The organism is Vibrio sp. 10N.247.311.47, from assembly GCF_041467535.1.
GTDB lineage: Bacteria > Pseudomonadota > Gammaproteobacteria > Enterobacterales > Vibrionaceae > Vibrio > Vibrio crassostreae_C.
The window spans coordinates 31,200-45,142 of the sequence record NZ_JBFSUR010000039.1; the positions used below are offsets into that span (position 1 = coordinate 31,200).

At 46.4% G+C, this 13,943-nt stretch carries 13 protein-coding genes and 1 pseudogene; 3 read left to right on the top strand and 11 right to left on the bottom strand.

From position 1 onward, the window contains the following. Positions 1-232 precede the first annotated feature (232 nt). Positions 233-2,320, bottom strand: a complete 2,088-nt coding sequence (gene traD, locus AB6E51_RS20700; RefSeq protein ID WP_102466532.1) for a type IV conjugative transfer system coupling protein TraD — start codon at positions 2,318-2,320, stop codon at positions 233-235. A 149-nt stretch (positions 2,321-2,469) separates the two neighbouring features. On the opposite strand from traD, the gene AB6E51_RS20705 reads away from it, so the two are divergent. The 3 genes and pseudogenes from AB6E51_RS20705 to AB6E51_RS20715 all read left to right on the top strand — a co-directional run. Further along, positions 2,470-3,066 carry a DUF2913 family protein gene (locus AB6E51_RS20705; RefSeq protein ID WP_280620587.1) on the top strand — a complete coding sequence of 199 codons (597 nt, stop codon included), beginning with the start codon at positions 2,470-2,472 and terminating at the stop codon, positions 3,064-3,066. 179 nt (positions 3,067-3,245) lie between these two features. Beyond that, positions 3,246-3,653: an H-NS family nucleoid-associated regulatory protein gene (locus AB6E51_RS20710; protein ID WP_372140099.1), complete on the top strand. Its 408-nt coding sequence runs from the start codon at positions 3,246-3,248 to the stop codon at positions 3,651-3,653. Between the two features lie 493 nt (positions 3,654-4,146). Next, positions 4,147-4,223: pseudogene (locus tag AB6E51_RS20715) on the top strand (regulator); the annotation flags it as partial. A 40-nt stretch (positions 4,224-4,263) separates the two neighbouring features. On the opposite strand, the gene AB6E51_RS20720 reads toward AB6E51_RS20715, so the two are convergent. The 10 genes from AB6E51_RS20720 to traF form a co-directional block, all read right to left on the bottom strand. Further along, positions 4,264-4,530: a DUF6953 family protein gene (locus AB6E51_RS20720; RefSeq protein WP_371708587.1), complete on the bottom strand. Its 267-nt coding sequence runs from the start codon at positions 4,528-4,530 to the stop codon at positions 4,264-4,266. Positions 4,531-4,534: 4 nt separating this feature from the next. Next, a complete protein-coding gene (locus AB6E51_RS20725; RefSeq protein WP_371708586.1) occupies positions 4,535-4,705 on the bottom strand; it encodes a YodC family protein in 171 nt (56 codons plus the stop codon). Positions 4,706-4,950: 245 nt separating this feature from the next. Then, complete coding sequence (locus AB6E51_RS20730) at positions 4,951-6,024, bottom strand: MBL fold metallo-hydrolase (RefSeq protein WP_371708581.1); 1,074 nt, start codon at positions 6,022-6,024, stop codon at positions 4,951-4,953. Positions 6,025-6,041: 17 nt separating this feature from the next. Continuing rightward, the gene (locus tag AB6E51_RS20735) at positions 6,042-6,614 is read right to left on the bottom strand and encodes a hypothetical protein (RefSeq protein ID WP_371708579.1); all 573 of its coding nucleotides are present in this window, start codon (positions 6,612-6,614) and stop codon (positions 6,042-6,044) included. Beyond that, positions 6,611-7,342: a hypothetical protein gene (locus AB6E51_RS20740; protein ID WP_371708578.1), complete on the bottom strand. Its 732-nt coding sequence runs from the start codon at positions 7,340-7,342 to the stop codon at positions 6,611-6,613. Before AB6E51_RS20740 ends, AB6E51_RS20735 begins: the two co-directional genes overlap by 4 nt. Before the next feature lie 586 nt (positions 7,343-7,928). Continuing rightward, the gene (locus AB6E51_RS20745) at positions 7,929-8,483 is read right to left on the bottom strand and encodes a hypothetical protein (protein ID WP_372140101.1); all 555 of its coding nucleotides are present in this window, start codon (positions 8,481-8,483) and stop codon (positions 7,929-7,931) included. 78 nt (positions 8,484-8,561) lie between these two features. Next, positions 8,562-11,357, bottom strand: coding sequence for a conjugal transfer protein TraG N-terminal domain-containing protein (locus AB6E51_RS20750; RefSeq protein ID WP_102530543.1), 2,796 nt, complete (start codon positions 11,355-11,357; stop codon positions 8,562-8,564). 1 nt (position 11,358) lies between these two features. Continuing rightward, positions 11,359-12,765, bottom strand: a complete 1,407-nt coding sequence (locus AB6E51_RS20755; RefSeq protein ID WP_016790720.1) for a conjugal transfer protein TraH — start codon at positions 12,763-12,765, stop codon at positions 11,359-11,361. Further along, a complete protein-coding gene (trbB, locus tag AB6E51_RS20760; protein WP_016768055.1) occupies positions 12,762-13,178 on the bottom strand; it encodes a type-F conjugative transfer system pilin assembly thiol-disulfide isomerase TrbB in 417 nt (138 codons plus the stop codon). The genes AB6E51_RS20755 and trbB overlap by 4 nt, the downstream gene beginning before the upstream one ends. An 84-nt stretch (positions 13,179-13,262) precedes the next feature. Next, on the bottom strand, positions 13,263-13,943 hold a 681-nt coding region (gene traF, locus AB6E51_RS20765; RefSeq protein WP_372140103.1), incomplete at its 5' end, for a type-F conjugative transfer system pilin assembly protein TraF.

A 13,943-nucleotide genomic window follows, 5' to 3' on the forward strand; every position in this document is an offset into this window, starting at 1 on the left:
CACGAGGCGCTTCAAACCATACAGTAATAAAGAGCCCGTGGTCGCGATGAAAAGTTGCGTCCATTGAAATGGACTCTCGGTGATCTGCATAAGACAAAGTGCGGAAAATAAGAGCGAGACGACCAAGGTCTCGAAGATGAATCTAGACAAACTCGGTAACATGAAAATACCTAATAGACTTGGGATGCAATGACCTATTTCTGTCTTGTGTGGCTCTCGACTATTTGGTGCGCTATTCAACCATATCGCCCGCTTCCATCTCTATTTCCGGCGAGATGGCTTGCTCTTCAATGGTGCGTTGCGCTTGCTCCTGGTACTCGTGATTGTCTTGAGCCTTTGACTCGACCATCGCTTGCACGGTGTCACTTTGCATCGCTTCTTTCATTTGGCTTGCCTCGTTGAGCATCTCTTCTTTTGAATCGAACTTGGCTTGTTGCAGGTCGAGAAGGGGTTGCTGCTCTTCTTTAGATAGGTGAAGGCTCGGTGCGACGCTTTCGTAGTAGGTGGCTTGGGCATAGGCCTCCTGCATAGGCTGTGACAATGTCACGCTTCTTTTGTTGAATGATGGGCAGATGTCTTTCATGACATCGAACTCCAAGTCCAGTTTGGTGATGAGGTCAACGCCTGGCGTGCGTAGGTAACACTGCAAATCATCCAAAGCTTGGATCTCACTCGGCGAGACCACCGGTCTTGTGACCGTTTGATGGCCCAATGACACGCCATCACGCAGCGTGTTCGCACCGTACGACACGTTTTCTTTAGAAATATCGACTTCTTGCTCCCCCAAGTCTTTGGAAGAGATTTGCGCCATTTGTGCGGAAGGAGCACGAAAGAAAAAGCGCGTGTTCAACAAATCAAACATCTCATCGGCGGCGTTCTTGCCATAGGTTTTCACCAACTGCGCGTACGATTGGATACCAATTAAGTAGCACCCGCCAAATTTTCGCACTTCGGCTATGATGGAACCCAATTCTGGCAGTTTGTGAAGGCTGGGCATTTCATCCATCAAGACCCAAATGCGGCGGTCTTCATCGGCTTCTAATCCTAAAATGGCGTTGGACGCGATAGCCAACCACATGGAGATGAGCGGCCTAAGTGACGCATGCTGCTGCGCGTTACTCGATAAGAACAAAAAGCCGGTCTGCTTATCGTCTTGCACCCAGTCTGTAATAGAAAACTTCTTCTGCAGCGCTTGGTCTCGATGCTCATCATCAAGGCCGTCTAAAAAACGCATGCTTTTCATGTAGGTGGCCAACACCGATTTGATGGAAATCGCGGTTTTCTTGATGTCCTTCGATGCCAGGGCGGCCGCCTCGGTGCCTTCAAGAAAATTACCTAACGCTTCAAGCTCACTGGTCAAAATTAAACTCAATAGGCGTGCGGTCGTCGCGGGTTTATTGTCCTGGCTCATGCGAAAGGCGGTGGATGAAAAAATGGTGCGCGCTGAGTCAACCCAAAACGGATCGCCATCGCCGTGTTGTGGGATGAGGGCCGCGGCCATGTTCTCAAAGTCGGGGGCGTCTTTCGCGTCGCACCACACGTCCCAATTCGCGCATCGAGCATCAAACGGATTCAATATGACGTCGGTCTCAGGGCGGTAGAATTTACTGGTGAACACACACCCTTTGTCGTAAATGATGGCTTTGTCGCCACGCGCTCGTATCCATCGCACCAGTTTGCGGATCATCACTGATTTACCCGCGCCTGTGGTGCCATCGATGAGCAGATGTTGCACCTCAAACGATTGTTTGAGCAGCGCATGGCCATCAATCTTAAATTTAGAAATGGTGCCATCGCCATAACCGCGTTTACGGTTCACTTTAGCGCGCTTGATTTGCATCTTGGTTAAGACTTGTGGCTCAACCAGGCGAAAACCACGCACATGAAAGTCTTCACTCTGTTTCTCGCCTTGCTCTTTGAAAAAACGCTGCAGCAGATAAAAGATGAAGAATCCGACCAACATCGAGACGAGATAATAGACTTGGAAGTTTCGCCACACCTCGGCGTGAATATCGAGAAGCACGACATTTTCAAGCTGAGACGCGAGCGTGGACTGGTAGCGCTCACCGTCCCACACTGTGGTCACCAAGCTGTCTAATGGTTTGCCGAACTTAGCGTATAAAATGTTCCGCCAGTAATAGAACTCCCCCCAAAAGGCGTGACGCGGAGCTTGCCACAGTGTTAGTGCGAGGGTAGCCAATAACATCCCAAAACCAATGAACTTGATGAGGGTGTTGTTGACTTGAAAGAACATTCGAATGGAATGGAAGGTGACTTGGCCACCTCGGGTAAAATGGTTACTTTTCTTACGGGTACGCATCGTCGCTCCTTATTTAAGAGTTGGCGTTGAAGGTAAAGTGGTGAAATGAACGTATTCACTGCCATTCAAAGGAAAGGCCGCGCTTACGCCATGATTTTCATTGAGGATTTGATACACTGTGCGACTGATTGGATAAACAGAGCGCTTTGATGAGTCAAAATTTAAAACACTACCTAGCTCTGGATGAGCTGGTTACCCATTCACTGCTGACGCTCTATTGCACTATGAGTCAGCAAGGCGGGTTTTGGACGGTCAAGAAACGCAATGCCTTCTTGGTGAAATACCTCAAACCGAAAGTAAAGCAGGCTCAATTCTCTGTGTGCAAAAACGACCTAAAAACCATGCTCACTATTGGTCGCCAAACCAGAGGCAATCTTGAGCAAAAGTTGTGGACGGTCAATCAACTGAACCTTGAGTATCAGGCTCGATTGTCACAGGCGGATGAACTCTATCTCATGCTGACAGACCTCAATGAGCAGCACCAGTTTCCTTCCGAACTCGACCATCCCGACAAAGCGAGCGAGGAGGAGATCTTGTACATGACCCAGTCAGAAATTGAAGAAGGGTTTGATAAAGACAATAACCAAATCAAACCCTTGGTGATGACTGTCAAAACGACGCGCCTCAAAGCGCTGATTGAGGCCGTGCAAGCCCAAGGTGTCTATCGCGTAGAAATCGAGCATGTGGATGAGCATGAAGTGATTCACTTACTCTTGCATCGCATTTCCTCCCCCAAAAGTGAGTGATAAGCGCGTTGTTGGACAATGACCTCTTTATTTCTCCCCCTCTGTGCCATCTAAGCTTTTGTATGAGACCAAGTTAACAAAGCATCACTACTTTCAAATGAATTTTGACACACACTTCGACAAGCATTATATATGCTGCCGCTTAGTCATATAAAAACTCAACAATAAATAGGCTTAACATGAACCCAATGATTAAAACGTTACTGAACATTCGCACTTTGCGAGCATTCTCTCGAGAATTAACTTTTGAGCAGCTTGAAGACGCACTGGATAAATTAACAACCGTGTATCTGGAACGCCAGGAAAGCGAAGAAGTTGAACGTGAAGCGCGCGCAGAAAAAGAGGCCAAAGTGGCTGAAATGGCAAAACAAATGTCAGAGAGTGGAATAGGGGTAGAGGACTTACTGGCCGCGCTCACTGGACAGCCAAAAACAAAAAAAATTCGTCAACCAAGACCCGCGAAATACCAATACACTGATGAGAGCGGCACTGAAAAAACATGGACAGGACAAGGTCGCACACCTGCGGCTATTCAAACGAAATTAGACGCGGGTCAATCCATTGATGATTTTTTGATTAAGCGCTAGTTTCTTTTACTCAAGCAATGGCCTACTTATCATAGCCAGGCCTGCTGGGCTTATTTATCACGAGAGATAAGCCCACAATGCCCCAACATTTCGACGAGAATGATACCTTACTGAAGTCAGAGACGGTATTTATGAAAGGGCTCGGAGACGCCAAAAAAAGCGCCGAAATATGACCATAATACGAATAAAATACCATTAATGAGCTTCTAGCATTTCAACGAATAGGGGGGCTGTACCTATTTCAGAGGAAAGTCCAATGTGAGTCGCCACCCCTTTATTTCTAAGGGCTGAATGTTGAAGACTGTTTCTTAGGCCATCTCTTATAGCGTCATGTTACTTGATAATTAAGATACGGCAGAATCGCTTGGTGAGCACACTTGAAGCCAATCATCTGAAACACGTTTTTGGACAAAAACGTGCTAGCACCTTTGCTAAATTAGAAAACCATCAATAACTATAGGTATGGCAAAGTGAGTTGTGAAGAACTAGCGAGATGAGTAAGAATTACATTTTTCGAGAGTTAGAGTGCCAAATGACGAGGTTGCTGAACTGTGTTTTAAAACTGTGAGGAAAAGGGCTCTATAGAGCCCAAACATTGGAAAGAAAACCGTTAGCCTCTCGCTGTCCTAGATTCTTCATCTTCCTTAACTCTAAATCGCCAGTATTTTCCAGAAGAGACCCATACAACTGTTTTTTCATTTAGTTTTTTAAACTCATTTAAAACAGGTCTGGCTAGAACTTGATTGCCATCAGAGTTTTCTCTCAAAAGCTCTTCAAAATTGCTTTTTACCAACATGTCTACGACATCATCTTGATATATGCAGGTATCTTGTTCGAGCTTCGACTGCATCCAGTGAGCTACTTGAATAGCCTGCATTGATTCAACTTTCCTTTTTGACAAGCTCCAGAGAATCAGCAGGGAAAAAACCTTGTTCAAGCTTTTTACCTGCGAACCACTGACACTTGTAGCCGTTTATTCGATTGAAAACATTGACTGCCATGTCTGGTCCACCTGATTTTAGTTTAACAATATCACCAACTTTAAAACTCATAGTAAACCTCTCTACAATAAGTGAATTAGAATTTATATACCTAGCATATATGTGGTCATTGGCGTGAATATCAAGTAAGTGTCTAAAATTAAATGTTTTTTGATAAATTCAACAATAGAGACTGCGGATAGTCAGCCTGAGTGGATGCAACAAATATTACAGAGTGAGCCGCTATAGGCGTACTCAACCAAAAATCAAATAACTTTCAAAACTAAAGGTAAAAAAAGCTCCGTAAGGAGTTTATTTCATAATTTAACAGCGTCACCATAAAGGTTATATTCATAGGTGTTTTCTCGCTTAAAGGTTTCTACATATCCAAATTGCGACTTTGGGCTAACACCTCTTACATTCACCGAAAACCCTTTCTGAGACTCAATTTTCTTTTGGCTCGATTTGGGTAACACTATTTCAAGTTTACTTTTAGGTTTTGTTGTAGAAAGCAAGCTATTTGTATACAGCTTATACTTTTTCACAAAGTCTCCACGAGGTAGCTTTTGTCTGTCAAATGTAGTTAGAACAGCGATCACACCCTCATTAGTGAAGTTATCCCAAGTAGGTTGGTGAAACCCGTTATGCGAACCATGGTGAGCTATCTTCATAACTCGAATTGATTTTGAACTTGGTCCTGTTTCAGAGCTAATTGCAGAATCCCAACCAGAGCGAGGATCACCACATATTTCTAAATCCGAACCTAAAACAATGCTTTCACCTGTAGCTAAACACTTCATACAAAGTGCAACACAAAAATTATTAGGTGTTTTTTTCTTTGCTTGGCTTACGCTGTGGTGTTGTCTTGATTCATTAATTAAAGCCACAAAACCCTGTGAAGCAATTTCGTTATCAAACTCTGAAGGAGATATCGCAGATATTGCTATGTCATCTGACATGTAAACCATTGAATCTTGTTTTAACTTAACAACTTTACGTCCACTATCATTCAACAGGTTTATTATTTTACAAAATTCACTTATTCCAGACAGTGTTTCGTCATTGTTTAAGATGTCAATTTCTGAGTAATAAGTTTTTGCTTCATCTACGGTCATTGCCTGAGAAAGATAAATTTTAGCGTCTGAAGAAATTGATCGGATCAGGTTGTACATACCACTCACATGATCTTGATGAAAATGTGTAATTACAACTTTACAAATTACATCTGCAGGGTTCAAACCGATACTTTTAAGGTAAGAAATTGGTGCAGGTTCTTTGGTTTTTGGGTTGTTGAAACAATCAACCACCATCCATTTATTTTCTTCCAACTCAACTAAAATACTTTCGCCAGTGCCACGTCCAAATACAACTACTTTTAATTTTATTGTCACTTCATTCTCGAGTAATTCTAGTCAGCAAAAACACTATCAAAGCGTTGTATTTGAGCTTTAATTCGTTGAGCGTGGAAGCGTTTAGATGTGTAAAGTCTTCTCATTGTGAAATCAGAGAAATTACTCGTTTTACGTGAAACTTTATTGTGTTTGTTCAATCCTGATACTGTTTTTGTACCAATTCGCCAATAAAATATTGCATTTTCACGGATAAGTTTTTGGTCATCTTTTGTGAAATTTGAAAATGGTGCATCTATATCTAAGACCTCAACGTTTTCTTCAGTGTCATAGACTCTAGCAAAAACAAGCTTTTCTTCAGAATCAACTTCGTAAATTACGCAGTAAAATTCTTGTTCAAGGTCTACTTGCGAATCGCTAGCATATTGATGCTTTACATCAGTTTTGTTGAGGTTGAGCTCTTTAAGACATTTTGTCGTATTAAAGTCTGTCCACATGACATCGCCAAGTTCAGCATCTGGCAAAGCTTCTGATAACGTATTGTCAATATTAGGAATACTTTTTAATGTCGAGTCGTAGATACTTGAGAAGTTATCCATCTCATCATAGACAATACTAGCTAGGTTACTCATTTTGAATGCTCCAAAACTATTCTATCAATATGCTCCTCAAAGCTTTTTGATAGTTCATTAAAGTATGTATCTAAAGTTGCCTCTACCATAAGCATTCCACTTTCTTCATTGATTGGAAAGTGATGGTTTAATCGGATTTCACTAACTTTAAGCTGTACATCATTATTTGCGTCCCTTAGAAGAGGACGGACACTGATATTAAGTTCAGTTATTTTCTCTTCTTTTAGTGGTTCAACTGATTTGATTAATGACTCAAATCTGACCGATGCCGCAGTTAGACCACAATGTACTTGTTTTTCGGTGTTGTTGAATATTAAGTTCCAAGCAGTTTTTGGAAGAATTGAATCTCCAAATTTATGCCATTCACTCGTTTTATCATGGACAACTTCAGCTGTGAAGTTGATCCCTAGAGCAGATGCAGCAGATGTATCAAAAATATTAACAATAGATCTAACTAGGTCATAAAATTGTTTCAGAGAGCCAATATCTGTAAGTTGTAGAGCGATACGACTCATAGAAGCATCAACTGGAACTACATTGAGTACAACCCACGGTAGTTTGAACGATAATTGACCGCCACTCAAAAACTCGACTTCAGCAGAATCTAAGTCGGCGTCGTTTAGAATTTCGTATCTATGTAACCTTTCCGGCGTCAGGTTTATAGCGCTAAAACCACCTACGATTACAACTGAAAGTGACTTGTTACGAATCTCGTATTTTATTGACATGTATCCACTTATATTTATATATCTATGACATGTAGTGTATGAGCATATTACTTTATATAGTCACAATGTTCATTTGTTTATGTGTACAGTATATAACTATTTGTTGTGAAAACTTGCAGTCGTTCTCAATCTCAACACTTGATAATCGATAGTGCTATTGAGTTTTGGAGTTTATCAATGTGTGTTGATAGTTAGGTCAAATTTACCTCCGAGAGACAACCCGGGGATTCACAACGAACAGCATTAGAAGAGTGGATAACTTTTAGTAGGGCAAAAACTCATGAACAGGATGCGAATGAGTAAAAGGTCTAAGCAACTTTGGGGCATAAATCGTTTAGAGCCGATGATCTAACTCTTGCGTTCCACATGTCCTGATATTGCGCAAAAACGATCAATCTTTATTGGAATCGACAACGACGGTATCTTGCATTGGTTTTCTCCAAGCGTAATCAAGCAAGCTTGGCGCCTCGTCAGTCGCCTAACTTGGGTGCCAGTGGCGGGGGGAAGAATATCTTCGTTGTTATCACCCATGAAAAAGGCACGCCGTGTGGCGTGCCTTTTTAGAGTGTGGTTGGCGTTAAGGAGGCTAGTAGTTAAAGCCCACCAAACGGTGCGATTGCGGCACTTGGTCGTAACACGGGTATTTAGTTTGTAGACCGTACTCGATGAGTGCTGTCGAAGACATAAAAGAAGCCGCGCCATCATACGCATTGAATCGATTAGGCTTGAATTTCAAATCCTGCTCTAACCCATACCAGATAATGTTCTCAATGAACTCGGTCGGATTTTTCGCGTTGTGACTGACCGTTTTCAAACTGCCGCCGGCTGGACAAAACCACGGCACCACATTGGTCTGGATTTGTTGGTTAATACTGCCGATGTGCGCGGCCTGCACTCCCCATAAAAACGCTTTGAGCTTAGCGTGCTGTTCGGTGCCAGGTTGGTCAAGGTAGCGGATGAAATAGGACAAGTTGTCGACCTGATCCATTAATTTTATATCTAATGAATGTAGATCATCCGATTGGTATCTGGTGTTCAGTTTCACGATAAGCTGCTCTAACGCGGGGCTTTTGTGCCAAGGTTGCGCCATAGCCGGTAGGCTCACCAACACACTGATTAAACCGCCTATTATCCATTTCATACATTACTCCAACCCTCACCAATATAGGCACCATATTAACACAATTTACTATGTGTTTAAATATACAGCGCTGTGTTTTTAACCATTATCTTTAGGCGGCATGAGAGGATAGCCCGCAGCGGGATAATTGGCCACTTCAGTCGATTTAATGGGGGTGGTATCAACTTCCGCCTCGACTTTCTTTTGCACTCCATGATTGCCTTCGACGGTCGGCGTTGGGACCGTCTGCACCTCATTTTGCAAATGTCCCGCGTAGAGTAAAGCATTCCCTTTCACGTTATGGTAGGTGCTGTCGACAAACAACTCGCCACTCTCATTGACCTTAAACATATCGGCGGCCACCTCCTGTGTTTTGGCTAACGATTGTTCAGCGCCCGTGTTCATTAAGGCGGCTTGCTCTGGTTGGAGCGTTGGCGTTTGCCCTAAGTCCTTGGGTTGATACAAAGATTTGAGCTCATTGAGTGACGTTTTTGAGGTGTTGACGCCGTATTGCTCCTGGAAACCAGCGCTGTGCGTGTATTTATCAAACCACTCTCTCACATCTTGCATGTCTTCCGGCTGACTGGCGTTCATCAAGCGGCCCACTTCTTTAGGACTATTTTCTTCTAAATATTGCTGGAAACCGGTGATGGCACTGGCACTGAAATTCACCGTGTCGTTTTTCAGTCTCGATTGCATGTGGCTTAGGCTGTCGACCTGTGCGTTCGATTCATTGACCGCGGCCGCGGTTTGTTGAGTGCGCTGCGCATTGATCGCAAAGTCGTGCGCGTATTGCTCAGCTTCACTGCGATTTTCTTTCGCATCGAGTGTGCGGCCTGCGCGCTGCATCTCCGTCGCCCCTTCACTGTATTGCGAAGTCGCTTGGGCTAGGGCTTGTTTCTGCTCTGCGTTCATGTGACTGAATGACTCTCTATCCTCCTCACTCCAACTGGCACCGGCTTTGGCGCTTGTCCCAAAGAATTTCGGGGTGCCCACTTCAACGCCGGCATTTTTCGCCGCCACATACGCCTGCGCTTGATCATGCGTCCAGCCCATGGTCTCAGACACACTCTGAATCGCCGAGTCCATTTTCGAATGCGACTGACTGATTTGCCCTTCGGTCGACATCGTTTGACCGTCGCCATAAGAGCGGTTTTTGCTCCAGTTGTCGTTCCAGCGGTCACTTTGCTGGAAGCCTTTCGAGAAGCTATCGTTGAAACTGTTCATATTCTGCGTCTGCGCGGTTTTTGCGTCCGAATATTGGTCGTTGACGCTGTTTTGCAGCATGTTCGAGGCTTGCGCTTGCCATAAGGGTTTGGATTCCGCTTCCTGCGCGTTATACAGCCTGCGGCCATCTTCATTTTGTAAGCTCGTGATGCTTGACCCATCCCGTTGCTGAGCGGTGTTCATCCCGGTTCTTAGCAGCATGTTGTCATCAAACTTGTTGGCTGAGGTGTTATTGAGGCTGTGGTTTTGCATTTGCAGATTACCAAAGTCCATGTTACCGGTGGAAGACGCCGCAGAGACGCGGGCGTTGGTGCTGTTGATCATCCCCGCCAGTTGGTAGTTCATGGCTTGCGCCGCGGCCACGCCCCCTTGCAATATTTTCCCCGCAAGCACTGGAATGGTCATCATCAAAAATCCGGCCATGTAGCCGTAGCGCATGTGCAGCTCATCAATCGCATTGCTGTTCGATAATGAGAGTCCTCGCATTGGGTTCGCGGTCGCGCTTGAGTGCGACTCAAGTGTCCACGTCATGATCGCATTGAGTATCGCAAACAGGGCTGGCCAAGTGGCGAGGTAGGCGAACGTCTTGATGTAGTTGGTCAGAACCATCTTGGTGAGCGCCGGAATGAGCGCCGCCGCCGCGACCATGAACCCTAAACAGCTAAACAGGGTAAAGAGCATCGTGTGCAACATCGGGATAAACTCTCTGGCCTGCATGCCAAGGGTCGCCCACATCGAGGTTTGCTGCATTTTGTTCGAGGTGTACGCGTAATTCATCGCACTGGCGGACGGGTCGAGGGTGTTGATGCTGTAACGCATCGCGTTCATCGCCATGTTGTGCTTGAGGACATCGACCGCGTTGTTGCTGATACCAATGAATTTCTGATAACTGTTCGACATCGCATTTTTTACGTGCGCCTTATAGGTCGACGCTTTGTCGCCGTGCAGGTAGGTCGCAATCAAATCGAGCTCAATCGCCGCGGAGGTGGTGAATTGGGCCTTGATGTCAGGGTACACCTCTTCGCAGGTTTTAAAGGTTTGGTTGAGGTCGTTGAGTATCACACCGCGCAGTGGGCTCATGTTTTTGGTATCTAAGAAAGCAAACGTGTCCGGCGCGTTCATGAGTGCGTTCCAGGTGTACTTTTTATTGATTTGGATGTCGCCAATAATGCAGTTTTGGAAAAAGTCATTCCATAAACGGCGCAGCGCCACGTCTTTTAAATCACTTTGACGCGACAGCTGATACAACTCGGACCCAAACATCATGCCGGTGCGACCGTAACGCTCATCGTCGGTGGTGGTAAAAATGGACTCGATGGCGTCGGCTGTACCGACCATCATGGTCGAAAAGAACCACGTCGGCAGGGCAATGAGATAGGGCACGTTGGCCACCGAATACCCCGCCGTTGGCTCGGTCTTATCGATGACTTGCATGGTGACGGTTTGTTTTATCAACATCGAAGGCACCAGGGCGAACACAATGGCCCAAATGTAGATGTGTTTGGGGTTACGTGTCGCCACAAAGTACGCGTAGGTCATCGCGGCGCCTATCATCAAAGAGATGGACATCATTGAGGCGAACGATTGGCTGACAAAAAAAGTGGCGATGGCATTGAGCGCCTTTTGTATCGCCGCGCCTTGGGTGTAAGTGTAATATTCGAGTGTCACATTAGCCTCCAAAGGACAGGTTCTGCAGCAATTGTTTGTTGATTTTGCTCATCGCTTCCGAGTCGCTCTCTTTATACGCCTGCGTCAATTGCTCTTGGGTCAATATCACACGTTTCGCTTTGTCTGAGAGTCCATTGGTGAAGTCGCGAGCGCGGTCGATGTCTGACATGATTAAAGCGATGTCCTTGCTGTCCACTTGCGTGTGGTTCAGTGACGTGGTCACCACCGTCAGCATGTTTCTGAGGTAGCGGGTCAGCAACTCAACCGAGATGACGCGCGCGTACGCCGAAAAGTTCGGGTAACGGTTGCTTCTGACTGAGCCGATGAACACCGCCAGCACCGGCGTGTCGGTGTACTCCAAAAAGCTTTTTTGATTGTCGGTGAGCCCCGTATCATTGGCGACACTGATGTATAAGGCTTCTAACGTTTGACGAATACGCACTTCGAGCCCTTTGTCTTGCGCTAAAGTCAGCTCTTTTTTCTGCGGAGACAAACAGGCTTTCTCATCGGTGTTATCACACTTGTAATACTCAATCTTCCCCCCTTTGAGCATCGCGTCCACTAAGTTATTGTTGTCCGCTAACAAGGAGGCGTAGTATTTGGGGCGACCGTTTGCGTCATAAATATACGTCCCTGACAGGCTCATCAAAAATTCAGCCAGCGCTTTATCTCCGGCTAACCAGCCATTTTTAAGCGCCGCTGACCAAACGATGTTGTGACTGGTCTTGGCGATGTCTTCCAACCCAGCGCTGCCATCCGCGCGAGCGCGTGCGACCTGTGCGTTCGACTGACCGCCCACACCACACTCCACTTGCGCGCCGACCCAATCATCAAACACGTTGCCTTTGGTGCCGATGGTGGCGCAGACGTGCTTTTTCGCCGCCGGACCGCCAAAGGTGGCGGCCAATCCACTGACCCCCGCCTGCGCCGCTTCACAAGAGTTGATCGACTGATTGAGAAACTTATCGGCAATGTTTTGCAGGTTGTCACGAATTTGTTTGATTTGCGGCGCCCAGACTTGAAGCGCCAGGTCGACCGCAAACGGCGCCGCGTTTTGCACCACCGCTTTGCCAAATTGCACGAGACCGTCGGCGTTGATATGAGAAAATCCCCCCATGAAGGCGTCAATCCCGCCACAACCCATTGAGACCTCGGGCAAGTGCACGCTCATGAGCTGCGCACTTTTTATGGGGGTGCGAGCATACAAAGAGCCGCCATTGTAATAATTCGCGGCTTGGCCTTTGAAAGCATTGGGATGGGTGACATTGGCGTTGTAACCGAGACCATTAAAAAAACCGTCTAACGACGAATTGACGCCGCCGGCGTAGGAAGCGCCAGTGAGTAACCCGCTGAGCATCAAAGCGATAAGACGGGCTCGCCCTGGTGGGGTGTGGTGAGGTCGGATCATCGTATGGCCTCTAAGGTGTCGGCATCGCTTAAAATGTGGCGAATGCTGGTTTCTAACTGCACCTCCGACACATCGCCAATAGACACGCGCACAAACTTCTGAGAATTGACGTTTATCAAAAACGTCGCGGGTACCGTGATGTTGCGGGGATTGTCAAAAAACATCTGACTCACCGCGGGCGTCGCCGGAATAGGGACGGGGTAATGAGGAACGGCTTGGCCATCCAGCGAAAAGGCGTACGTCTGCAGTTGTTGCCGATGGGTCACTCGTTTGAGTTTCGGTGCAAAACGGTGGCAATAAGGGCAATCACTGCGAAAGAAGAACACCATCGCGTAATCGTCATTGGGCGCAGCCTGCACCGTAGCGAAAGGCGAAAGCAGCAAAAAGAGTAAAGTAAGGGTGCGTATCAACATGATGATGTTCTCTTGGTTTACCGTCATTTAAGGACGTGAAGGCGCAAAGCAGGGGAGAGATTTGAAGCGGCAAGACTCGGCGCGCTAAAAATCGGGCGTTTGATAGTCATTGGCGACGTTGTAGAAACGGCCCAACAACGCGGTTTGTGAAATAAACCCGTAAGCAAGCGGCTTCATCTCACCCGTATTGGGGTTGACTAAAATCAGGGCAGGCGCATAAGGCACCTCGACTTTGTTGTCGTTATTGCGGTTATCTCGAATGCCGGTGACAAAGGTCTTATCACGCGATAATCCTAAAATCTCAATCCCATGCGTATCGGAAAAGGCTTGCAGCGACGGGGCCAATTGCTGACTGAGAGTGTCTTGGCCGTCATACACAAAGAAAAAACCCCAACCTTCGTCGCGCATGTGCGCCACGGCGTCGATTTTCTTCTCCCGTTCGAGCTTGTGATAGGTGCCGCGCGCCGCAAATTCAGCCGGGCGATCTTTGAGGTAAGAGAGCTCAGGGTGTTGGAGTAATACCTTTTTGAACGTCATGCCCGTTTCACTGGTGCGCTCACCAATGTATTGGTGAAGTTGCATGACCGTCTTGAGCTTGTCCTCGTCTTTCGAATGGATGGTGGCGTCGTTGAGCGCTTCCTTGTACGTCTCATGAAACCAGTCCATCTGTTCGGTAGCGCTCATGATCCTCGTGGTGGTATTGGGCTCAAGGGGTTTTGGGGGCGGCGGGGTTAAGGTTGGGGCCGCATGGGGCTCGTTATACCA